This window comes from Solimonas aquatica (genome assembly GCF_900111015.1).
Classification (GTDB): domain Bacteria; phylum Pseudomonadota; class Gammaproteobacteria; order Nevskiales; family Nevskiaceae; genus Solimonas; species Solimonas aquatica.
In genome coordinates, this window is sequence record NZ_FOFS01000005.1 from 280,787 (window position 1) to 300,957 (window position 20,171).

Genomic DNA, 20,171 nt, shown 5'->3' on the forward strand with positions numbered 1-20,171 from the left:
GGCGCCTCACCGGGCCGTAAAGGGGATCAGAACCTCTGCTCCTGTTTCGGTCCCGCATGAAAATCGCCGTCGTCGGTGCCGGCATCGCCGGTCTCTCCGCTGCCTATCTGCTGGCACGCCGCCATCAGGTGGTGCTGTTCGAGGCGCATCTGCGTCCCGGCGGGCACAGCAATACCGTGGAGGTGGACACCGGCGAAGGCACGCTGGCCGTGGACACCGGCTTCATCGTCTGCAACCCGGTCAACTATCCGAACTTCTACGCCCTGCTCGATGAGCTGCGCGTCCCGCGCCAGGACACCGATATGTCCCTGGGCGTGTCGGTGGAAGACGGCCGCGTGGAATGGGCCGGCGATGAAAACCTGCTGAAGATCTTCGCCCAGCCCTCGCTGATCTTCTCGCCTGCGCATATCCGCATGCTGCTGGCGATCACGCGCTTCAATGCCGAGGTCAAGAAGCTGCTGGCGGCCGACGCCCTGCCCGAGATCACGCTCGGCGAGTTTCTGGAGCGCGGCGGCTATCCCATGAGCCTGCGCCTGCGCTATGTGGCGGCGATGGCCGGGCCGATCTGGAGCAGCTCCACCGCCGGGGTCATGGCCTTTCCCTTTCCGGCCTTCGCGCGCTTCTTCGAATCGCACGGTTTGCTCAATGTCTATCAGCGCCCGCAATGGCAGACCGTGGTCGGCGGTTCGCAGCGCTATGTCGAAGCCTTGCTGCAGCGCTTCGAGGGTCAGGTGCGCTGTGCCACGCCCGTGCAGTCGCTGCGCCGCAGCGAGGATGGCGGCGTGCTGCTCAGCAGCCGCAATGGCGAGGAACGTTTCGACCGCGTAGTCTGTGCCACGCATTCGGATCAGGCCCTGCGCCTGCTGGCCGATGCCGATGTGCAGGAACGCGCGCTGCTCGGCGATGTGCCCTACGCGCGCAACAAGGCCTGGCTGCATACCGATGTGAGTCTGATGCCGCGTCGCCGCGCCGTGTGGTCAAGCTGGAATGCCTTGCTGCCCGAGGATCGCCTGAGCGATGCGCCCATCGGCGTGAGCTACTGGATGAACCAGCTGCAGCGCCTGCCGGGCAAGACGCCGCTGATCGTCTCGCTCAATCCGCCGCACGATCCGGCCGAGGGCAGCGTGCTGTATCAGACCGAGTACGCGCATCCGCAGTACACCCCGGCCACCATCGCCGCACAGGCACAGTTGCCGGCGCTGCAGAACCGGCGCGGCATCGTCTGGGCCGGCGCCTGGACCGGCTACGGTTTTCACGAAGACGGCCTGAAGTCCGGACTGCGCGCGGTGGCGGCGCTGGACCGCGACTGCCTGCCGCAGTGGGGGCGGTTGTGAACCACGACGCCGCTGCGGACGGTTGTCTGTATGCCGCGCGCGTCATGCACCGGCGTCATGTGCCGCCGTATTACCGCTTCGTGTATCGCGTGTTTTATCTGCTGGTCGATATCGACCGGCTCGCTGCGCTGAACCAGCGCCTGCGTTTTTTCTCGCACAACCGTTTCAACCTGCTCTCGCTGCACGACGCCGATCACGGCGACGGTGGCGGCCTGCGCCCCTGGGCCGAACAGACCCTGCGCGATTACGGCCTGGTGTTTCCGCTGGGCCGCGTGCGTCTGCTGTGCTTTCCGCGCGTGCTGGGCATGGCCTTCAATCCCATCAGCCTCTGGTATTGCGAGCACGCGCAAGGCGGACTGCGCGCGGTGATCGCCGAGGTGCGCAACACCTTCGGCGAGCGGCACAGCTACGTGCTCGCATCCGGCGGCGCGGCGCTGCCGTATGGAACGATGCCGGAGAAGGACAAGTGCTTTCACGTCTCGCCCTTCTTCGATCTGCGCGGCCGCTACCGCTTCGTGCTTGCGGCGCCGGCAGCGCAGCTGCGGGTGGCGATTCACGAGACACGTGACGACGCGCCGCTGATGGACGCCACGCTGGCGGGCGAGCGGCTGACGCTGCGCGATGGCGAGATTCTGCGACAGGTGCTGGCGATGCCGCTGCTGATGCTCAAGGTGCTGGGCGCCATCCACTGGCAGGCCTTGAAGCTGTGGCTGCGCGGTGCGCGCTTTCATCGCAAGCCGGCGCCGCCGGCGGCGAGTGCGAGCTGATCGATCTGACAACGGGGGCGTTGACGATGGCCGATGTGAAACTGCAGGACAAGGAAAACTTCGACGCGGTGCTGGCCCGCGACGGCTTTTCGCCGGAGCTGCCGGCGGCGCTGGCGCCGGGCGCGCGCACCGGGCTGTCGCTGCGTCTGATGCTGTACATGCTCAAGGGTCTGCGCATCGGCAGCCTGGACGTGCTGCTGCCCGGCGGCGAGCTGCGCCAGTTCCGTGGCAGCGAGCCCGGTCCGCACGGCGTGCTGCAGATCCGTTCCGCTGCGCTGATCCGCCATGTGCTGCGCGGCGGCGAGGTGGGCTTTGGCGAAGCCTATCTGGACGGTTGCTGGGATTCGCCCGATCTGGCCAGCCTGCTGATGGTGCTCTACCGCAACGAGCCTCATTACAAAGGACCGTACGAGAAGAATCCGCTGGGCCGTCTGTATGGCTGGCTGCAGCACCGCCTGCGCGCCAACACCCGGCGCGGCGCGCGCGAGAACATCCGCTTCCATTACGACCTGGGCAATGACTTCTACAAGCTCTGGCTCGATGAGACCCTGGCCTATTCCTCGGCGGTGTTCGAAGCCGGGCGCAACGAGACCCTGGCCGAGGCGCAGCGCCGCAAGTTCGCGCTGATGGCGCAGCGTCTGCACCTGAAGCCCGAACACCATCTGCTGGAGATCGGTTCCGGCTGGGGCGGCTTTGCGCTCTACGCCGCGCAGCACTACGGCTGCCGCGTCACCTCCATCACGCTGTCGGAAGAACAGCTGGCCGAGGCCAGGGCGCGCGCGCAGGCGGCGGGGCTTTCCCATCAGGTGCACTTCGCACTGCGCGATTACCGCGATGTGCGTGAGCAGTACGACCGCGTGGTGTCGATCGAGATGTACGAGGCGGTGGGCGAGGCCTGGTGGCCTGCTTACTTCCAGACCCTGCAGCGCGCGCTCAAGCCTGGCGGCCTGGCCGCGATTCAGGGCATCACCATCAGCCCGGCGATCTTCGAGGAGTATCGTCGCAAGCGCGACTTCATCCAGAAGTACATCTTCCCCGGTGGCATGCTCTGCCCGCCCGGCCACTTCCAGGATCTGGCGATGGCGGCGGGCCTCAAGCCCGAGGACCCGCGCTTCTACGGCCTGGACTACGCCGAGACGCTGGCGATCTGGCACCGCAATGTGCTGGGCGCAAAGCAGCAGGTGCTGGCGCAGTTCGACGAGCGCTTCCTGCGCATGTGGCGCTACTACCTGGCTTACTGCGAATGCGGTTTTCGCGTCGGCAGCATCGATCTGATGCAGATCACGCTGCGGCGCGAGGCTTGAGGCGCGCGGCGGTCAGAGCAAGGCAAGGCAACAGAATCACGCAAAGACGCGAAGGCGCAGAACAGGCTTGCGACGCGCAAGATGACGACGGCACCGGAGTCTTCGGGTCAGGCCCGCGCAAACCGCAGCGCCCTGGATTCCCGCTTGCGCGGGCATGACAAACAGCCGCGCCTCTGCGTGATTCTTGGAAAGCTTTTCAGACCCACGCATCGGAGCCCTGCTGCATGCTCAAACTCAAGCTGATCTTCACGCTGTTTCTGCTCGCCATCCTCGCCGCCACCGGCTGGGCTTCGCTGCAGCTGCCGATCTTCGAGACGCCGCGCGAGGTGGCCACGCACCCCTGGTTCATCGCCACGCTGGTGGACACATACCTGGGCTTTTTCACCTTCTGGCTGTGGCTGGCCTACAAGGAGCGCAGCAATCTGGCGCGGGTGATCTGGCTGCTGCTGATCTGCGCCCTGGGCAATATCGCCATGGCCAGCTATGTGCTGATCCAGCTCTGGCGTCTGCCGGCGGATGCGCGCGTCGAGGACCTGCTGCTGCGCAGGGCCTGAACGCCCGCCGCCTTTTAGTTCTCGCTCTGGGCCACCAGAAGCTGCAGCTGCGCCAGGCGCTGCGCGAGCTGGGCTTCGTCCGGCGCGGTGACCGTGGCATGACCGACCTTGCGCTGCGGCTTGGGGGTCTTGCCGTAGTGGTGGATGTGCACGCCGTCGATGGCGGCGAGCGCGGCCAGCGGCGGGGCATCGCCGATGAAGTTGACCATCACGCAGGGCTCGCGCAGCGCGGTGCTGCCCAGGGGCAGGCCGGCGATGGCGCGCAGATGGTTTTCAAACTGTGAGCAGACCGCGCCTTCGATGCTCCAGTGTCCGGAGTTGTGCACGCGCGGCGCGATCTCGTTGGCCAGCAGCTGGCCGCCCGCGACGAAGAACTCAAACGCCAGCACGCCGACGTATTGCAGATGCTCCAGCACGCGGCGCACATAGTCCTCGGCCTGCGCCTGCAGCGGATCGGCGCGGCGCGGCGTGGCGGTGCGCAGGATGCCGTCGCGGTGCACGTTTTCCACCAGCGGGTAGTAGCGGATCTCGCCGCCGGCACCGCGCACCGCGATGCAGGACACCTCGCGCTCGAAAGGCACGAAGGCTTCGAGAATCAGCGGCTGGCCACCGAGCCGGGCCCAGGCCGCGTCCAGGTCTTCGGGCGCACGCAGCACCGCCTGACCCTTGCCGTCGTAACCGAGCCGGCGCGTCTTGAGCACCGCCGGCAGGCCGAGATTGCGCACCGCGAAATCCAGGGCCTCGCGCGTGGCCACCGGCATGTAGCGCGGCACCGCGATCTTGAGCTGGTCGAACAGGGTCTTTTCCGAGAGCCGGTCCTGACCCACGGTCAGGGCCACCGGCGCCGGCAGCAGCGGGATGCGCTGCGCCACGAACTCGGCGGTCTTGGCCGGCACGTTCTCGAACTCGTAGGTCGCCACGTCCACGCGCTTGCAGAACTCGGCCAGCGCGGCCTCGTCCTGATAGTCCGCGTGGATGTGGTCGCCCAGCGGCGCGGCGCAGGCCTCGGTGGCCGGGTCCAGGAACACGAAGTCGAAATCGAGGGGATAGCCGGCCAGACCCAGCATGCGTCCCAGCTGGCCGGCGCCGAGAATGCCGATTTTCATGAGCTTTGCTGCAGGGGTTCGTCGTTCAGGACCTTGGCGGTCTGCTGCGCGCGAAAGGCCGCGAGGCGCTTGGCCAAGGCCTTGTCGGTGGTGGCGAGAATGGCGGCGGCGAGCAGGCCCGCATTGCTGGCGCCGGCCTTGCCGATGGCCAGGGTGGCGACCGGAATGCCGGCCGGCATCTGCACGATGGAAAGCAGCGAGTCCAGACCATTGAGTGCCTTGGACTGCACCGGCACACCCAGCACCGGCAGCTGGGTCTTGGCCGCGCACATGCCCGGCAGATGCGCCGCACCGCCGGCGCCGGCGATGATCACCTTGATGCCGCGTGCCTCGGCCTGCTCGGCGTATTCGAACAGCAAATCCGGCGTGCGATGCGCGGAGACCACGCGCGCCTCGTGCGGAATCTTCAAGTCGCTGAGAACCTGCACCGCGTGCGCCATCGTCTCCCAGTCGGACCGGGACCCCATGATGACGCCGACGACGGCGGTTGATTTTGGCTTGATGCTGGCCACTTCCAGGCCCCTATGCCCGGCGGAAAGCGCGCGATTATGTCATGGCGCGCTCAAGCTCGCGCCCTGACTTGCGATATGTGATTCCCGGTTTGTGTCAAACCATCACATAAGGCGGAGCTTGCGGCATTTTCAGAACTGCGCTTTCAGCGCTCCAGCAGATCGAAGTCGGCGTTGGCGTTGGCGGTGTACTTGATCTCGCCGGTGGCCAGGCCCATCTGCTCGTTGCCGCTCATGTCGGCGCTGGCGGCTTCGGCGCGCATCGCAAACGCCTTCACCATCGGCACCGGCGGCGTGTTGATGTTGTCGTCCACGCGCAGGCTGCGCACCGCGCCCAGCTTCATGTCCAGGGTTTCGGCCAGCAGCTTGGCCTTGTCGCGGGCATCGCTGGCCGCAGCGGCCAGGGCCTGGCGCTTGAGTTCGGTGCTGCGGCTGGATTCCAGCTGCGGCGGATTCACGTGATTGATGCCGACATCGGTGGCGCGCTGCAGGTAGTCACCGAGCTGATCGAGATTGCGCACCAGCACCGCGATATCACGCCGGGCGCGATAGCCCACCAGCCGCTGGCGGTTCTGCTTGGGCTCCCAGACGTACTCCGGGGCAACGCTGACGCCGGCAGTGGAGATGTCCTTGTCCGTCGTGCCGAGCTTCTTGGCCTCGGCCAGATAGTTACGGACGATGGTATTGACCTGCTCCTGGGCTTTCTTGAGATTGGCATCGAGCGCATCGGCGGTGAGGCTCAGCTGCGCGCGATCCGGCTTCACACTGACCTCGCCCTGGCCGCTGACGGAGACGATGCGCGGCGGCGGCGGCTCGGCAGCGTGCGCGGCCTGCGCCGCAAAACCCAGCAGGCAAAGAACGGTGAGCACGGCGAGCGGCTTGCGCATGAAAGACTCCGGCAGATCCTAGGGAGGGCCGGATCATAACGGCCTTGTCTGGCATGGCGCTGAACGCGCGGCGCGGCGCGCTGGTTTAAACTGATAATCCTTCTCCATTAATCAGCCCCTCTCGGCTCTGCCTCGCGTCCGCCATGAGCGCCTTCAATGAAGCTGTCAGTCTGAGCCGCGATGTCATCGGCATCCTGATTCCGCAGGGCACCAAGGTGGAACTGCCGGAGGGCGCCAAGGCACAGATCACCCAGGCCCTGGGCGGCAGCTTCACCGTGCAGGTGGAAGGTCATCTGTTCCGCATCGAAGGCAAGGATGCCGACGCCATCGGCCAGCAGGTGGTGGCCGGCCCGGAACTGGCCGCCGATGCCAGTGACGAGGAAATCGAAACCGCGGTCTGGCGCCAGCTGCGCACCTGCTACGACCCCGAGATTCCCGTGGATATCGTCGAGCTGGGCCTGGTCTACGAATGCAAGATCGAACTCATCGCCCCCGGCCAGCGCCGCGCCAGCGTGCGCATGACGCTCACCGCGCCGGGCTGCGGCATGGGCGATATCCTGGTGGCGGACGTCAAGAGCAAGATCGAGCAGGTGCCGACCATCGTCGAGACCGAGGTGGAGATGGTGTTTGATCCGCCCTGGAATCAGTCGATGATGTCCGAGGCAGCCCGGCTCGCCACCGGCATGTATTGATCCAAGTTGGAGCGCCCGATGTCGGACACTCTCACCCGCGGCATCCGCATCATCGTCAAGCCACGCTACGTGGCCGAACAATCCGATCCTGCCAGCAGCCAGTATCTGTTCGCCTATCACATCACCATCCGCAACGAGAGCGCACAGACCGTGCAGCTGCTCTCGCGGCACTGGGTGATCACCAATGGCGAAGGCCAGAGCGAGGAAGTGCGCGGCCCCGGTGTGGTGGGTTATCAGCCGGTGCTCGCGCCGGGTGAGGAATTCCAGTACACCAGCGGCTGTCCGCTGAGCACGCCGGTGGGCACCATGCACGGCGAGTTCAACATGATCGTCAGCGAATCCAGCGAAGCATTCGAGGCGCGCATCGATCCCTTCCGGCTGGCGGTGCCGTACGCGCTGAACTAGCGCTGACAGCGCGGGCAATAGCAGGACTGTCGGGCGCCCAGCACTTCCAGCTTGATGGTGCTGCCGCAGACGCGGCAGCTCTGGCCTTCGCGGCCGTAGACGAACAGCTCCTGCTGGAAGTAGCCCGACTCGCCGCGCGCGCCGGCGAAATCGCGCAGCGTGGTGCCGCCCAGTTCCACCGCCTCGCCCAGCACCTCGCGGATCTTTTCCACCAGCAGCTGGCACTGCGCACGCGTGAGTTTGCCGGCGGCGCGCGTGGGGCGGATGCCGGCGCGGAACAGCGATTCCGCCGCGTAGATATTGCCGGCACCGACCACGATGTGGCCGTCCATGATGAAGTTCTTCACCGCCACGCTGCGGCCGCGGGATTTCTCGAACAGGTACTCGCCATTGAATGCCGGCGTGAACGGCTCCGGGCCCATGGCCCGCAGCAGCACATGCTCGGTTTCCTCGCGCGGCCACCACAGCACCGCGCCGAAGCGGCGCGGATCGTGAAAGCGCAGCAGCTGGCCGCTGTCGAGTTCGAAGTCGAGATGATCGTGCTTGACCAGCGGATGGCCGCGCTCCAGCACGAACATCCGTCCCGACATGCCCAGATGCCAGATCATGCGGTCGCCCGAATCCAGCGTGACCAGCAGATATTTGCCGCGCCGGCCGATGGCCTCGATGCGGCGCTTGGCAGCCAGCCGGGGCAGCGCCTCCGGCACCGGCCAGCGCAGACGCGGCTCGCGCAGCAGCACGCGCGTGATGCGCCGCTGCAGCACATGCGGCTCCAGGCCGCGGCGCACGGTTTCGACTTCGGGTAATTCCGGCATGGCTCAGGCCGTGCGCAACCAGTTGTCGAGCAGCTGCAGCATCAGGCGGTTGTTGCCGGCAAAGTGATCCAGCTGCGCCAGGATCTCCGCGGCCGGCTGCACATATGTGCGCGGCCGGGGCTCGCCCTGCTCGAACCAGACGCGGGCATCGGCGGCGGTGACTTCCAGGTGAAACTGGATGCCGACCACGCGTTCGCCGTAGCGATAAGCCTGGTTCACGCAAGCGGCGCTGCTCATCAGGTTCTGCGCGCCGGGGGGAATGGCGAAGGTGTCGCCATGCCAGTGAAAAGCGGTGAAGCGTTCGGGAAAGCCGGCGAACAGCGGTTCGCGCTTGCCCTGCTCGTTCAGCCGGAGCTCGAACCAGCCGATTTCGGTTTCGGCGTTGCGCGTGACCTTGCCGCCCAGCACATCGGCCATCAGCTGCGCGCCCAGGCACACGCCCAGCACCGGCTTGCCGGCGGCGATGGCCTGGGCAATGGCCTGCTTCTCGGCGCGCAGCCAGGGATGTTCCTCGTATTCGTAGATATTCATGGGCCCGCCCATCACGATCAGGGCCTCGAAAGCATCCGGCGCGGGCGGCGGCTCGCCGGCATAAAGGCGCACGTTCTGCAGGCGGTGGCCACGCTGCAGCAGCGCGGGCGCGATGCAGCCCAGGCCTTCGAAGTCGGCGTGCTGGAACCAGGCGATGTTCATGCGCGCGGCTTGAAGTTCAGGGCCGCCGAGTTGATGCAGTAGCGCATGCCGGTGGGCTTGGGGCCGTCGGGAAAGACATGACCCAGATGCGCATCGCAGCGCGCGCACAGCACCTCGATGCGGCGCATGCGGTGGCTGAGGTCCTCGCGACTGGCGACGTGGCCGTTCACCGCCGGATCGAAGAAGCTGGGCCAGCCGGTGCCGGACTCGAACTTGGTTTGCGAGTCGAACAGCGGCAGATCGCAGCACACGCAGTGAAACACGCCGTCGCGGTGGTCGTTCCACAGCGCGCCGGTGAAGGCGCACTCGGTGCCGCCGTGGCGCGTCACCTGGTATTGCTCGGGACTCAGCAGCGCGCGCCACTCGGCATCGGTCTTGATGATTTTTTCCATGTCATCGGCTCTTCATCTGGGCTTGGCAGGCTCACCGGGCTTTCATCGTCATGCCGGCTGCGTCTCGCAGCGCGGCGACTGGCCCGGCCTCGCGCCGGGCTTTTCTTTGTCGCCCCCGCGCGCTGGCCGCAGCGTCAAGGCGCGGTGGGCCGGCTTCGGCCTACTCTACCCGCAAGCTACGCATAAAGGGGACGGGGTAAATGCTCACCATCTTGCCGGCGGCCATTGCCGTGTCGGCGCTGGCCGCGATCATCGCCGACTGGCGCGAACAACGGCCGCCGCTGTTCAAGCTGCTCAAGCCGCTGACCACGCTGCTGATCATCGCGCTCTGCGCCTCGGCGCCGGACAGTGCGTATCGCAATCTGCTGCTGGCGGGACTGGCGCTGTCGCTGATCGGCGATGTGGCACTGATGTATGAATCCGACCGCGCCTTCGTCACCGGCCTGTCGAGCTTTCTGCTCGCGCATCTGCTGTTCGTCTACGCCTTCATCCACGAGCTGCCGCTGGCCATGCCCGCCTACGGCTGGGCGGTGGTGGCGTATGCCCTGGTCTTCGCAGCGCTGCTGCTGCCGCGGGCGCCGGCGCCGTTGCGCATCCCGGTGCTGGTCTACGGCCTGGTGCTTTGCGCCATGGGCCTGGCCGCACTGCTGCGCTGGCAGAGCGTGGGCAATGACAACAGCGCCTATGCCCTGGCCGGCGCGCTGCTGTTCCTGCTCTCCGATTCGGCCCTGGGCGTGCGCAAGTTCTTCGGTTTCTATCGCGGTGCGCAGGGCCTGATCCTGTCCACCTACTGGGCGGCGATAGCCCTGATCGCCGGGTCGGCGCAGAGTTTGTAAGCAATACAGCCCCGCAGGGCGGGTTAGCGCGCAGCGCGTAACCCGCCCTACGAACTGCTGATGCAGCACCCTCTCCGTCAGCGCGGCGTGCTGCTGCAGCTGCCTCAGCCCAGCGCTTCCACCCAGATCCGCGCCAGCTGCTCCAGGCCTTCGCGATCCTGCGCGTCGAAGCGCGCCAGCTGCGGGCTGTCCAGATCCAGCACCCCCAGCAGCTCTTCGCCGCGCAGCAGCGGCACCACGATCTCGGAATTGGACGCCGCATCGCAGGCGATGTGGCCGGGGAACTCATGCACATTGGCCACCACTTGCGTGCGGCGCGTGGCCGCCGCCGTGCCGCAGACGCCGCGGCCCAGCGCGATGCGCACGCAGGCGGGCTTGCCCTGGAACGGTCCCAGCACCAGCTCGCGACCGTCGTAGAGATAAAAGCCGGCCCAGTTCAGCGCCGGCAGCGTCAGCCAGAGCAGGGCCGAGAGATTGGCGGCATTGGCGATGCGGTCGCGTTCACCGGCAAACAGGGCGCGTGCCTGCGTGGCCAGCTCGGCGTAGAAGGCCGGCTTGTCGCCGACATCGAAGCGCTGCGCAGAAGGCTCGAACATGGCTTGCCCGCCACTCAGGACAGCGCTTCGAGCTGCAGGCGCAGCATGGGCAGCGGCTTGTCGGGCTCGCTGCGCACCCGCAGGCAGAGCCGCAGCAGGCGCCCCAGATAGGGCGTGTTCACCGCAGCGGCGCAATGCCAGGGCGGCAGCAGCAGCTCGCTGCTGTTGCGCTGGCGCAGCGGCGCGCTGAAGGCTGGAATCTCCTCGCCCAGGTACACCGGCGTTTCGCTGAGTTCGAAATCGACCGGGCCGCTGAGCGAGCGGCAGCGCAGCGGCGGCGCATCCGGCGGCAGGAAGGCGATCAGCGGATACCCGGAGAGCAGGGTGTAGCCGCGCCTGAAGTCGAAACGGCGGCGCGCCACGGCGGTGCGGTTGAGCGTGACCTCCAGCGCCGGCAGCAGCTTGCGCGGATACAGGCGCTGCCCGGCGCCGGCCGGCGGCAGGCCGGCAAAACCTTCCAGGCCCAGCAGGAAGATCTCGGCCGCTTCTTCGGCATTGAGCACACCGCTCTGCAGCTTCTCGCCAAGTTCACCCGCCACCCGTTTCACGAAGGGGCGCTCATGGCGGCTGGCGTCCAGGGCGGTGTAGAAGACGTATTTCTGCGTCTGCCCCTCGCGGTCACGCATCTGCGTGAAGTGGTAACCGTCCGCGAGCACCGCTGCGTGGTTCTGCTGCGGGTCGGCGGCCTGCTGATTCACGCCCACCAGCCACAGGTAATCCAGGTGCTGCGCGGGGCCGATGCGCGACTTCTTGAAGGCAAAGGCCTTGCGCGGAAACAGCGGCCGCTCCGCCAGCTTCTCCGGCGAAAAGACATAACCATCCAGGCACAGGTTCTGGCATTCGAAATAGGCCACGCCCGCCGCGCCGGCCACGAAGCGGCTGAATTCCGCCTCGTTCCAGGCGTAGATCTCGTCGCTGTCGTGGCTGACGATGATCTCGTGGCTGCACAGCTCGTAGGCGGCGATGCGCTTTTCCCGCTCGTCCGCCCACTCGCCCTTGCGATACTGGATTCGCGCGGCGTGATTCTTCAGGAAACCGCGCCCGAAGGGGGTCTCGTCGAGATAGGGCGCGCGGCTACCGCTGAGCATCAGATTGTTGTAGCGATAAGGCCCGTCGACGATGACAAGCTCGTCGTAGTCCGCCAGCTGCCCGCTGCTGTCGAGCATGGCGAGCATGGCGAGATCGTTGAAGTAGTTGAGGTATGCCGAGGTCTTGAAGTTGCGTTTGGCCATGGTCGGGGGTTTCCTTGCGCGACGGCAGGATAAGCCAAGGCGCGAAATCCGTCGGCGTCTGAGGGAATTTCCGGCTGTCATTACAGTCTGATCGCCATACAGTGGCCACTTCCTGTCCGATGCGGATCGAACCGACCATGCCGAACCTGCCCCTGCGCGCCGCCGGCGCCTGTCTTGCCCTCACGCTGCTGGCCGCCTGCCACAAGGACAAGGCGCCGCCACCACCGGCAGCGGCGCCGGCCGCCGTCTCCGGCGTGGAGAAGGGCAACTTCGACGACAAGGTGCGCGCGCAGGACGACTTCTACCGCCACATCAACGGCCACTGGCTGGACAACACGCCGGTGCCCGCCGACAAGTCCAACTACGGCGCCTTCACCAAGCTGGCCGACGATGCCGAGCTGCATCTGCGCGAGCTGATCGAAACCGCCGCCGCGTCCAAGGACAAGAAGCCCGGCTCCGACGAGCAGAAAGTGGGCGATCTCTATGCCTCGTTCATGGACGAGGCGCGCGCCAACGAGCTGGGCCTCAAGCCGCTGCAAGCGGAGCTGGCCAACATCGACGCGCTGCAGGACAAGAAGAATCTGGCCGCGCTGCTGGCGCATCTGTCCAGGCTGGGCGTGGACGTCTTCCAGGGCGCGGTGCAGCCCGACGCCAAGGCGCCCACGCAGTACATCGTGTATCTGGAACAGGGCGGCACGCTGCTGCCGGACCGCGACTACTACCTGCTGGACGATGCCAAGTTCAAGAGCATCCGCGCGGCCTATCGCAGCCACATCGAGAACATGCTCAAGCTCGCCGGCATCGCCGATGCGGGCAAGAACGCCGAAGCGATTCTCGCCCTGGAAACCGCGCTGGCGAAGGCGCAGTGGACCAAGGTGGACACCCGCGACGCCGACAAGACCTACAACAAATATCCCTTCGCCGAACTGGCCAAGCTCACGCCGGGCTTTGACTGGAACGCCTACATCGAAGGCGTGAACGTGCAGAAGTCGCCGGGCCTGATCATCGGTGAGCCCAGCTTCTTCACCGCCTGGGACCAGCTGATGCAGAAGACGCCGCTGCCCACACTCAAGGTCTACCTGAAATGGCAGCTGCTGTCGGCCTATGCGCCGTATCTGTCCAAGGACTTCGTGGATGAGAACTTCGCCTTCTTCGGCAAGACGCTCAATGGCACGCAGGAACTGAAGCCACGCTGGAAGCGCGCGGTGGACACCACCGAGAACGCCCTGGGCGAGGTGCTGGGCCGTCTGTACGTGGCCAAGTATTTCCCGCCCGAGGCCAAGGCGCGCATGGAAACCCTGGTGCAGAACCTGCTCGCCGCCTACAAGCAGAGCATCAGCACGCTGGACTGGATGGGCGAGGAGACGCGCGCCAAGGCCCTGGAGAAGCTCGCCAAGTTCTCGCCCAAGATCGGCTATCCGACGAAGTGGAAGGACTACTCCGCGCTGGAAGTGAAGGCCGATGATCTGGTCGGCAACGTCATGCGCTCGGCGGCGGTGGAGCATGCCCGCGCCATCGACAAGCTCGGCGGTCCCATCGACCGCGAGGAATGGGAGATGACGCCGCAGACCGTGAATGCCTACTACAACCCGCTGAAGAACGAGATCGTGTTCCCGGCCGCCATCCTGCAGCCGCCGTTCTTCGATCTGAATGCCGATGATGCGGTGAACTATGGCGGCATTGGCGCCGTGATCGGCCACGAGATCGGCCATGGCTTCGACGACCAGGGCTCCAAGTTCGACGGCGACGGCAATCTCAAGAGCTGGTGGACGGAGCAGGACCGCAAGAACTTCGAAGCGCGCACCAAGGCCCTGATCGCGCAATACGACGCCTACCAGCCGCTGCCCGGCCAGCACCTCAGCGGCGCGTTCACCATCGGCGAGAACATCGGCGATCTCGGCGGACTCTCCATCGCCTACAAGGCCTATCAGCTCGCCCTGGGCGGCAAGCCGGCGCCGGTACTGGATGGCTTCACGGGCGACCAGCGCTTCTTCATCGGCTGGGCGCAGGTCTGGCGCCGCAACTACCGCGAAGAGAACCTGCTGGCACGCCTCAAGAGCGACCCGCACTCGCCGTCTGAATTCCGCTGCAACGGCGTGGTGATCAACGTGCCGGCGTTCTACACGGCCTTTGACGTGAAGGACAGCGACAAGATGTATCTGGCGCCGGAGAAGCGGGTGAAGATCTGGTAGGGCGGTCTTCGCTGAGAGTCGAGCACAATCAGAGCAAAACCGTAGGGCGGGTTAGGCGCGCAAGCGCCGTAACCCGCCCGCTTTTTTCAGCTCAAGACCTCAGGCACCAAACAGCCAGCTGTGCAGCAAGCGCCCCGGCGCAAACGCGAACGCGCCTGCCAGCAGCAAACCGCCGAAGTAAAGCCCAAGCATGTTGCGGCGGTGCAGCGCCACCTGATGCGTGCGCGCGGCGTGATAAGCCAGCGGCACCGTCACCAGCGTCAGCACGCTGAGCAGATGGATGTACCCGAAGTGCCCCAGAAACTGCGGCCCCACTTGGGCCGGCATGGCGAGCGTGATGCCGCCGGTAATGACCATCAGCACCAGATACACACGACCGAGCGCGCGGTGGTGCGCAGTGCCCTTGGTTCGGAGCAGAAGATAGGTTCCGATGACGAAAGCCGGCAGCACGATGGCGAGGTGCAGATATGCCAGTTCGAGGTAACTCATTTATCGGCTAAAGCATGTTACTTGTTGTTTATGAGCTCGGCTTTATTTACTCCGCCCCCTTATTCGCTTATTCGTTGTTGGGCCTCGCCTCGACCGAGGGGTTAGGCGTCGCATTGCAGCGACATCAATCGATCAGTGCCAAGCGAAACTTCTCAAGTTCCGCCAACAGTCGTTTCATATCGGCAGGTACCTCTTCGGGCTCAAACTCATCAACGATCTGATAATCGGTAAGATTAATGCCAGCATCCGTCTGTAGCCTTTCCCGAAGCCGCCGAATTACTTCCTTCCCGGGTACTATAGACATACGTTGATGAATGTCATCCCACTTCGCTTCGAACTCCTGCATTGCTTGCTTGTGGAGTGTGCTCTTGTCGATGGATGACTTCTGATGAAACTCCAGTTCCTTCGCAACATACTGAGATTGCGTGTTGAGTCTTTCCGAGTCTGTTATCTCGGTCAGATAATCTTGGACGCTGCGAAGTATTGGGGCTGACGTCCCGCTTCGCTTGGCTCTTTGGGAAAGCTGCTTGTCAACGGCACGTTGAAGTACCGCAATGTTGAGGAGATGGTTCTCCATCTCCTTTCGCTCAAGAATCTCCGCCCCCGTCAATTCCTTACGCAACTCGAAAAGGATATGGTCCACGTGTGCTTTGCAGAAGTAGTCACGGTCGTAGATAGCAAAGATCTTCATCCGCTGATCGATTGTTTTACGCACGCCCCAGGCGAACGATTTAACGCGCTCCCACGAGGTGAAGCCCCCTGACTCGAAGGCAGTAACGTCGGTGCCGGCTGTGAGTTCGGCATACCCGAGAACTTTGGCGAAGCGGCGAAGCGTGCGGAAGTCGTCCTGACCTTCAACGAATAAGAGCTTCTTTGTCCGGGCAAGCTGCGCGAGCGCTACGTTGTGAGCCGAGCCGATGGTATGCAGCGCTAGTTGCAGCCCCTCAACATCGCGCAGTCGTTGGGCCGACTGTCGACCTTTCTGGATTAGCAACAGTTCAGATGGGTCAGACTCTCCAATGATCTCCACGGAGTGAGTGGCAAGTAGCACGTCTGCGGACTGACTTCGCAAGATGCCGAGTAGCTGTCTCTGTACGTCGGGATGTAGATATATCTCCGGCTCGTCGACCGCAACAAGGGTTGCATCAGCCGCTCTAGAGATATGCGTTAGCAGCTGGCACCAGATCTGAAATCCGAAACCCGCCCAATAGACCTCTCGGTCAATTCGGTTCTCGCTAACAAACATGGTTAACTGCCGCGAACCTAGGTCGAGCTCCGGGCGCTTGATGGTCATCCCCGGCCATGTCGCGGAGATCATTTCCGCAAACACTTGCCAGTGTTCTGGGAAATAGCGCCAATAGTTCCTAAAGTGTCTACTTGCGCGATGTGTGTTTAGTGATTCCCTGACGGTTTCATCAGTGACGAGTTGCTCTCTATGCTCCAACGGGCCAAGGACCGGCACCACATTCACGGAAATTGGAAAGGCGGTGGCAAATCGCCCTGCGGTAGATACTGGGGCGCCTTCTGTTTCCCAATACAACGTGCAGCCGCCATCTGCTGGAAAGTATAGATAGAGTTTGTTCCGGTTGGAAAGACGGAACTCAATGCGACTATCTTCTTCGTTGTAGTCCGTCCTGACGTTCTCAAGCGATACGGTCAGCTGCGAAACTGAGATGTTGTGTCCAAATCCGATCATTCCATTGGGCAATCGAACGCGTTCCGCATTCTTTGCCCGTGCACGCCGCAGTGCTACCTCGAGAATGCGGAGCGCGCTGATCACGGTCGATTTGCCAGCATTGTTCGGGCCGACAAGAACATTCATCTCCTGAAGCGCAACGGAGAAGTTGTACAAGGACTTGAAGTTATGAAACCGGATCGAAGTTATCCTGACGTCGCTCAAAGTTGCCTCCGCTGTGAGCAAGTCTTTTGAGTGTAACTTTGGCGCGTATCGTTTTGCTGCGACGCCTAACCGCCGAGCTTAAGCCGCAGCCGCGCTGGAGCGAAGCGGAGGCGTGGACGTCGACTTGAAGCTCTGGTTAGCGCTCACGTTTCAGGACTACCGGCTTAGTTGTTTGCTTCATATGCCTGAGTTCGTAAAGGGCAGAACGAAGGTCGGAAGTGATCTTGGGGATTAGATCAGACTTGCCGTCTTCAATGAGGTACATATGAACACCTTCTGCGGGTTCCTGCTCGGCTTTCTGCGCCGCGAATGCCAGGGTTGCGCGCACAGCCTGCTCAGATTTTTGAAGCCCGCTCTCGCTCGCCCCGATAGCGACCACTAAAATCGTTGTGCGCTTTTTGGCGTTGTGTACTGCCAGAGTAATACCATAAGTCTTGTCGGACGATTTTGAAAATGCGTTTCGTATAGCAGTTCGTATCGCAGGCCCGAGTTTTATATCGAATAGCTCATCGAGTGCCTTTGTCGCCGCCCAAGTTCCGACAAAAGTAAAGACGCCAACTAAGCCACTTAAGTCTACGCCCGCAGCAAAGACCGCTGACTCGGCGCTTGGCTCCGCCTCTTTGTCTTGAGGGCTCAAGGGGTAGTGCAGACCTATACGCTCGACTTCTTCGGAAAATGGCACAGCTACTGCGCGAATGAACTCGGAGTTACCAATGGAAAGCGTGCGCGAAGAAACTGAGATTTGATTGCTTTTCATGAGCGCTAACGTTCCAGCTCAGCCGCGGCCGTAGGCCGTCGGCTGCAGCGAAGGGTTAGACCCCAGAGAGGCCAAAGTAGGCGGCAATTGCCTTGGCAACGCCCGTTGCTGCTACTTCAATGCCGACGCCTGCCGCACCGCTTGCTGCCTTGCCGGCAAGACGACCGATCCAATTGCTCGCTGTCTTCGTCTTTTCCTCAGGGCTTCCCGCGGCAGCTGCGCGCTCAAGATCGGGCTTGAGGCCCTCGATGTCTTCGGGCGCAAGCCCAAGCTCCAGAAGGCGGGTTTGCAGCGTCTGCCAGTTGCCTGGCTCAACGGTTATGGACGACTGGCTAAAGCCGGAACTGGCATTGGCGACGTTGCCCACGTTGCCCGTGATGTTCGTGTTGAAAATCTGTGTCATCTTCTCGCGGCTAAGTGGTGGTTGACTTCCAATTGGCAACTCGCCGGCGTCCGGTGCTTCACGCTCTAGATCGATTGCAAAGCCGAGGACGCGAGTTTTCACCGAATCCATCAGGCGCACTACCGCGCCAATCGGGATTTCCTTCCACGCGGAGACGCACTGCATGTTAGGAGTCAGCTTTGAGGCGTTGTGTACAGCGAGCGCGACCGGCCAGGGCTCCCTAACGCTACCAGATTTGTCACCCGACAAGAGCGCCGTGTAGGCGCTGATGCTGCTGCCCATATAGGCGTTGCGGAACTGCTCTTGAAGTTCTCTCGGGAGAACGGACACCGGAATCTGCAACTTGTCGGCTCGGGTAGAAGTTCCTATGAAAGAACCATAGGAGTCCACGCGAACTACGCGATAGTCGGGTAAGTCCTTAACACTTGGGTAGCCGTTCAGCTCGCGATCCACCCAGTCTGCGAACTCTTGGTGCGAGATTCGGGCTGCGAGAAGCTTGCACATCCGCAGCAACGTCGGAATGTCAGAGTCCTTCGCGATTGCGGCGGCTTGTATGTCGTGGATGAGTGACATCTGGGGCCTAACGCTCAGGTTCACGCGTGGCCCGGACGGAGCGGCAAAGCCGCGGAGGCCGGGACGTCGCGTGGAACCTATAGTTGGACGACATTTAGCGCCTCACGCTGGCCTGCCGAGTTTGTTTCTTGCCAAGGGAAGCAGTGCTCTTTGTCCGGCCAGAACATGACAAGGCCTATGAAGGGCTTTCCATTGTAAAAGCGACCAGCGATGCCAAAGTACTCGAGCAGGAATTCTGGCTTCATGGTTTTGAAAACCACCTTGTAGTTTCCCCCGACCACATTCTCGTACTCGACATCTGGTTGAAACGTGGTGCCCTCACGAATCATACCCACGCAATCGGTGAGGATTTGATGTGACACCTTGCTACCCAAGCCAAAGATCATGATCTCCGGGTGCGCGAGCGTTTCTGTTAGCCCGATGGTGTAGGTGAAGTGCGCCCCTTCTTCTCCCGCTTTCGGATGCACCGACAGACAATGCCAGCCGAAGGTCTCAACATCGGAGCGCAGCTTCGCCATAACTGACTCTTTGCTCATGTCGTCCAACGCAGAGTTAACCTGCGGCCCTGTGCCACACAGAGCATGCAGGGTCTGACAGAAGCCCGGGCATCAGGGCCGTCAGGTTGAACGACGGGTTAGGCCTTTGAAAGACGTACATCAGAGTGGTGGACCCAGTCTCATATCTGACCACGCCACCTTACCCCTAAACTTTGGAGCGTAAGTTTGAACAATGTTCGTTACAACTTCGAAGAAGGCTTCGCCAGCTTCCGGGTGAACTCGGATTGATTCGATGAGATCAAGGTCAAACTCTAGTCGAACACCGTTGGCTGTACCAGCCTCATTGCTCTCATCGTGGAAGACAATGCGCACTTCTTCCTCGTAGCTAAACATTGGCCGTTTTTTGGTTACAAGATCAGTATGCGTAGGTGTCCTATTACTACTTCCAGGGACTGGATAGGTAACCGGGTGAAGCGAGTGCCGATCCTTGATTGACTCTAGCTTCTGATGAGTTGTTTGAAGCGCAACCCCATCCGGATTCTTGCAATAAATCTTCCACAGCGCGTTTGATTCATGTTGCGACTTGTTCCAGCAACAAACAAACGTGCGGCTTCGCCATAGCCCTAGGATTCGCTTGGCTCTTTCCTCTGCGGATTCTCTTTGAGCTTCGCCTATAGGCGTGATTGGATGGCGATTAATCACTAGTCTTAGCTGTTCTCCAGAGAGACTCATTTCCCACGGGTCACCCAATAGGTCAGCGCGACACAGCCATAAACATTTGTTCTGGATGGTCCAATCAAATTTCGCAAAGCTCATGTAACGCCATACGAGCGACTCGTTCTCTTCACTCATGGATGCCTAACGCCGAGCATAAGCCGCGGCCACGACGTAGCGCAGCGGAGTCGTGGACGGGGACTTCCTACGAAAAAGTGGACACCTTATGGTTAACTGCACAGCGCTTCGAACTCCGCTGGTGTTTGGTACCCGAGCGATGAGTGTAGCCGTCGGGTGTTGTAGAAATCGAGGTATTCGCGAAGCGCCAGCCGCAACTCCCTGTCCGTGCTGAAGGCTCTGCGGTGGTACATGTCGGATTTCATGGACTTATTCCATGACTCGATGTGGGCGTTGTCCGTCATGCGACGGGGCCTGTTCACGCTCTGCTCGATATTGGCGGCGGCCAGTTTCTTCCGGAAGTCGGCCGCCAGATATTCCACCCCTCGATCGGTGTGAAAGATGAT

General features: G+C 62.9%; 23 protein-coding genes. 8 read left to right on the forward strand and 15 right to left on the reverse strand.

The genetic code is table 11. From position 1 onward, the window contains the following. The first annotated feature begins 56 nt into the window (after positions 1-56). From BMY12_RS08425 to BMY12_RS08440, 4 genes are all read left to right on the forward strand, one after another. On the forward strand, positions 57-1,334 hold the full coding sequence (locus tag BMY12_RS08425; RefSeq protein WP_093284496.1) for an NAD(P)/FAD-dependent oxidoreductase: 1,278 nt from the start codon (positions 57-59) through the stop codon (positions 1,332-1,334). Continuing rightward, entirely contained in the window at positions 1,331-2,101 is a 771-nt protein-coding gene (locus BMY12_RS08430) for a DUF1365 domain-containing protein (RefSeq protein WP_281242411.1), read from the forward strand. The genes BMY12_RS08425 and BMY12_RS08430 overlap by 4 nt, the downstream gene beginning before the upstream one ends. Positions 2,102-2,127: 26 nt before the next feature. Further along, the gene (locus BMY12_RS08435) at positions 2,128-3,405 is read left to right on the forward strand and encodes an SAM-dependent methyltransferase (RefSeq protein ID WP_093284498.1); all 1,278 of its coding nucleotides are present in this window, start codon (positions 2,128-2,130) and stop codon (positions 3,403-3,405) included. A 224-nt stretch (positions 3,406-3,629) separates the two neighbouring features. Beyond that, positions 3,630-3,959 carry a DUF1475 family protein gene (locus BMY12_RS08440; protein ID WP_093284501.1) on the forward strand — a complete coding sequence of 110 codons (330 nt, stop codon included), beginning with the start codon at positions 3,630-3,632 and terminating at the stop codon, positions 3,957-3,959. Between the two features lie 14 nt (positions 3,960-3,973). Here the strand turns inward: BMY12_RS08440 and BMY12_RS08445 are convergent, their stop codons facing one another. From BMY12_RS08445 to BMY12_RS08455, 3 genes are all read right to left on the reverse strand, one after another. Beyond that, the gene (locus tag BMY12_RS08445) at positions 3,974-5,065 is read right to left on the reverse strand and encodes a 5-(carboxyamino)imidazole ribonucleotide synthase (protein ID WP_093284503.1); all 1,092 of its coding nucleotides are present in this window, start codon (positions 5,063-5,065) and stop codon (positions 3,974-3,976) included. After that, positions 5,062-5,532 carry a 5-(carboxyamino)imidazole ribonucleotide mutase gene (gene purE, locus BMY12_RS08450; RefSeq protein ID WP_093284607.1) on the reverse strand — a complete coding sequence of 157 codons (471 nt, stop codon included), beginning with the start codon at positions 5,530-5,532 and terminating at the stop codon, positions 5,062-5,064. The genes BMY12_RS08445 and purE overlap by 4 nt, the downstream gene beginning before the upstream one ends. 188 nt (positions 5,533-5,720) lie before the next feature. Continuing rightward, a complete protein-coding gene (locus tag BMY12_RS08455) occupies positions 5,721-6,461 on the reverse strand; it encodes an SIMPL domain-containing protein (RefSeq protein ID WP_093284505.1) in 741 nt (246 codons plus the stop codon). 143 nt (positions 6,462-6,604) lie between these two features. On the opposite strand from BMY12_RS08455, the gene sufT reads away from it, so the two are divergent. Further along, complete coding sequence (gene sufT / locus BMY12_RS08460) at positions 6,605-7,153, forward strand: putative Fe-S cluster assembly protein SufT (protein ID WP_093284508.1); 549 nt, start codon at positions 6,605-6,607, stop codon at positions 7,151-7,153. A gap of 18 nt (positions 7,154-7,171) precedes the next feature. Continuing rightward, a complete protein-coding gene (gene apaG, locus BMY12_RS08465; protein ID WP_093284510.1) occupies positions 7,172-7,558 on the forward strand; it encodes a Co2+/Mg2+ efflux facilitator ApaG/CorD in 387 nt (128 codons plus the stop codon). Here the strand turns inward: apaG and mutM are convergent. Genes mutM through msrB form a run of 3 tightly spaced genes read right to left on the reverse strand, consistent with a single transcriptional unit; the run spans position 7,555 to position 9,458 of the window. Continuing rightward, a complete protein-coding gene (gene mutM / locus BMY12_RS08470; RefSeq protein ID WP_093284513.1) occupies positions 7,555-8,373 on the reverse strand; it encodes a bifunctional DNA-formamidopyrimidine glycosylase/DNA-(apurinic or apyrimidinic site) lyase in 819 nt (272 codons plus the stop codon). The genes apaG and mutM overlap by 4 nt on opposite strands. Before the next feature lie 3 nt (positions 8,374-8,376). Next, entirely contained in the window at positions 8,377-9,066 is a 690-nt protein-coding gene (locus BMY12_RS08475; RefSeq protein WP_093284515.1) for a type 1 glutamine amidotransferase, read from the reverse strand. After that, positions 9,063-9,458, reverse strand: a complete 396-nt coding sequence (gene msrB / locus BMY12_RS08480; protein WP_093284518.1) for a peptide-methionine (R)-S-oxide reductase MsrB — start codon at positions 9,456-9,458, stop codon at positions 9,063-9,065. The genes BMY12_RS08475 and msrB overlap by 4 nt, the downstream gene beginning before the upstream one ends. A 200-nt stretch (positions 9,459-9,658) precedes the next feature. Here msrB and BMY12_RS08485 point away from each other — a divergent pair, with 200 nt between their 5' ends. Continuing rightward, positions 9,659-10,294, forward strand: a complete 636-nt coding sequence (locus BMY12_RS08485) for a lysoplasmalogenase family protein (RefSeq protein WP_093284521.1) — start codon at positions 9,659-9,661, stop codon at positions 10,292-10,294. Between the two features lie 104 nt (positions 10,295-10,398). Here the strand turns inward: BMY12_RS08485 and BMY12_RS08490 are convergent, their stop codons facing one another. Both BMY12_RS08490 and BMY12_RS08495 read right to left on the reverse strand, forming a co-directional pair. Then, the gene (locus tag BMY12_RS08490) at positions 10,399-10,890 is read right to left on the reverse strand and encodes a GAF domain-containing protein (RefSeq protein ID WP_093284523.1); all 492 of its coding nucleotides are present in this window, start codon (positions 10,888-10,890) and stop codon (positions 10,399-10,401) included. 14 nt (positions 10,891-10,904) lie between these two features. After that, complete coding sequence (locus BMY12_RS08495; RefSeq protein ID WP_093284526.1) at positions 10,905-12,122, reverse strand: hypothetical protein; 1,218 nt, start codon at positions 12,120-12,122, stop codon at positions 10,905-10,907. Positions 12,123-12,259: 137 nt separating this feature from the next. Here BMY12_RS08495 and BMY12_RS08500 point away from each other — a divergent pair, with 137 nt between their 5' ends. After that, entirely contained in the window at positions 12,260-14,314 is a 2,055-nt protein-coding gene (locus tag BMY12_RS08500) for a M13 family metallopeptidase (RefSeq protein WP_093284609.1), read from the forward strand. Positions 14,315-14,413: 99 nt separating this feature from the next. Here the strand turns inward: BMY12_RS08500 and BMY12_RS08505 are convergent, their stop codons facing one another. From BMY12_RS08505 to BMY12_RS08530, 7 genes are all read right to left on the reverse strand, one after another. Next, positions 14,414-14,803, reverse strand: a complete 390-nt coding sequence (locus BMY12_RS08505) for a DUF2306 domain-containing protein (RefSeq protein WP_093284528.1) — start codon at positions 14,801-14,803, stop codon at positions 14,414-14,416. 124 nt (positions 14,804-14,927) lie between these two features. Next, the gene (locus BMY12_RS08510; RefSeq protein ID WP_093284612.1) at positions 14,928-16,703 is read right to left on the reverse strand and encodes an ATP-dependent nuclease; all 1,776 of its coding nucleotides are present in this window, start codon (positions 16,701-16,703) and stop codon (positions 14,928-14,930) included. 136 nt (positions 16,704-16,839) lie between these two features. Next, positions 16,840-17,460, reverse strand: coding sequence for a hypothetical protein (locus BMY12_RS19935; protein ID WP_143068891.1), 621 nt, complete (start codon positions 17,458-17,460; stop codon positions 16,840-16,842). 55 nt (positions 17,461-17,515) lie between these two features. Beyond that, positions 17,516-18,436, reverse strand: a complete 921-nt coding sequence (locus BMY12_RS08520; protein ID WP_093284614.1) for an AbiTii domain-containing protein — start codon at positions 18,434-18,436, stop codon at positions 17,516-17,518. A gap of 77 nt (positions 18,437-18,513) precedes the next feature. Next, positions 18,514-18,954 carry a DUF4262 domain-containing protein gene (locus tag BMY12_RS08525; RefSeq protein WP_177188900.1) on the reverse strand — a complete coding sequence of 147 codons (441 nt, stop codon included), beginning with the start codon at positions 18,952-18,954 and terminating at the stop codon, positions 18,514-18,516. Between the two features lie 138 nt (positions 18,955-19,092). After that, positions 19,093-19,785 (reverse strand): hypothetical protein, encoded by a 693-nt coding sequence (locus BMY12_RS19940; RefSeq protein ID WP_143068893.1) that lies wholly within the window; start codon positions 19,783-19,785, stop codon positions 19,093-19,095. Between the two features lie 92 nt (positions 19,786-19,877). Continuing rightward, positions 19,878-20,171, reverse strand: a 294-nt coding sequence (locus BMY12_RS08530; RefSeq protein ID WP_218140125.1) for an integrase core domain-containing protein, incomplete at its 5' end; no start/stop codon positions are given.

Bases quoted from the DNA above. Each gene is read 5' to 3' on its own strand.
- msrB (WP_093284518.1), bottom strand. From the start codon at position 9,458: ATGGAAAAAATCATCAAGACCGATGCCGAGTGGCGCGCGCTGCTGAGT.
- BMY12_RS08525 (WP_177188900.1), bottom strand. From the start codon at position 18,954: ATGGCGAAGCTGCGCTCCGATGTTGAGACCTTCGGCTGGCATTGTCTG.
- BMY12_RS08495 (WP_093284526.1), bottom strand. From the start codon at position 12,122: ATGGCCAAACGCAACTTCAAGACCTCGGCATACCTCAACTACTTCAAC.
- BMY12_RS08440 (WP_093284501.1), top strand. From the start codon at position 3,630: ATGCTCAAACTCAAGCTGATCTTCACGCTGTTTCTGCTCGCCATCCTC.
- BMY12_RS08425 (WP_093284496.1), top strand. From the start codon at position 57: ATGAAAATCGCCGTCGTCGGTGCCGGCATCGCCGGTCTCTCCGCTGCC.
- BMY12_RS08435 (WP_093284498.1), top strand. From the start codon at position 2,128: ATGGCCGATGTGAAACTGCAGGACAAGGAAAACTTCGACGCGGTGCTG.
- apaG (WP_093284510.1), top strand. From the start codon at position 7,172: ATGTCGGACACTCTCACCCGCGGCATCCGCATCATCGTCAAGCCACGC.
- mutM (WP_093284513.1), bottom strand. From the start codon at position 8,373: ATGCCGGAATTACCCGAAGTCGAAACCGTGCGCCGCGGCCTGGAGCCG.
- BMY12_RS19935 (WP_143068891.1), bottom strand. From the start codon at position 17,460: ATGAAAAGCAATCAAATCTCAGTTTCTTCGCGCACGCTTTCCATTGGT.
- BMY12_RS08490 (WP_093284523.1), bottom strand. From the start codon at position 10,890: ATGTTCGAGCCTTCTGCGCAGCGCTTCGATGTCGGCGACAAGCCGGCC.
- BMY12_RS08505 (WP_093284528.1), bottom strand. From the start codon at position 14,803: ATGAGTTACCTCGAACTGGCATATCTGCACCTCGCCATCGTGCTGCCG.
- BMY12_RS08455 (WP_093284505.1), bottom strand. From the start codon at position 6,461: ATGCGCAAGCCGCTCGCCGTGCTCACCGTTCTTTGCCTGCTGGGTTTT.
- BMY12_RS19940 (WP_143068893.1), bottom strand. From the start codon at position 19,785: ATGAGTGAAGAGAACGAGTCGCTCGTATGGCGTTACATGAGCTTTGCG.
- sufT (WP_093284508.1), top strand. From the start codon at position 6,605: ATGAGCGCCTTCAATGAAGCTGTCAGTCTGAGCCGCGATGTCATCGGC.
- purE (WP_093284607.1), bottom strand. From the start codon at position 5,532: ATGGGGTCCCGGTCCGACTGGGAGACGATGGCGCACGCGGTGCAGGTT.
- BMY12_RS08500 (WP_093284609.1), top strand. From the start codon at position 12,260: ATGCCGAACCTGCCCCTGCGCGCCGCCGGCGCCTGTCTTGCCCTCACG.
- BMY12_RS08520 (WP_093284614.1), bottom strand. From the start codon at position 18,436: ATGTCACTCATCCACGACATACAAGCCGCCGCAATCGCGAAGGACTCT.
- BMY12_RS08485 (WP_093284521.1), top strand. From the start codon at position 9,659: ATGCTCACCATCTTGCCGGCGGCCATTGCCGTGTCGGCGCTGGCCGCG.
- BMY12_RS08445 (WP_093284503.1), bottom strand. From the start codon at position 5,065: ATGAAAATCGGCATTCTCGGCGCCGGCCAGCTGGGACGCATGCTGGGT.
- BMY12_RS08475 (WP_093284515.1), bottom strand. From the start codon at position 9,066: ATGAACATCGCCTGGTTCCAGCACGCCGACTTCGAAGGCCTGGGCTGC.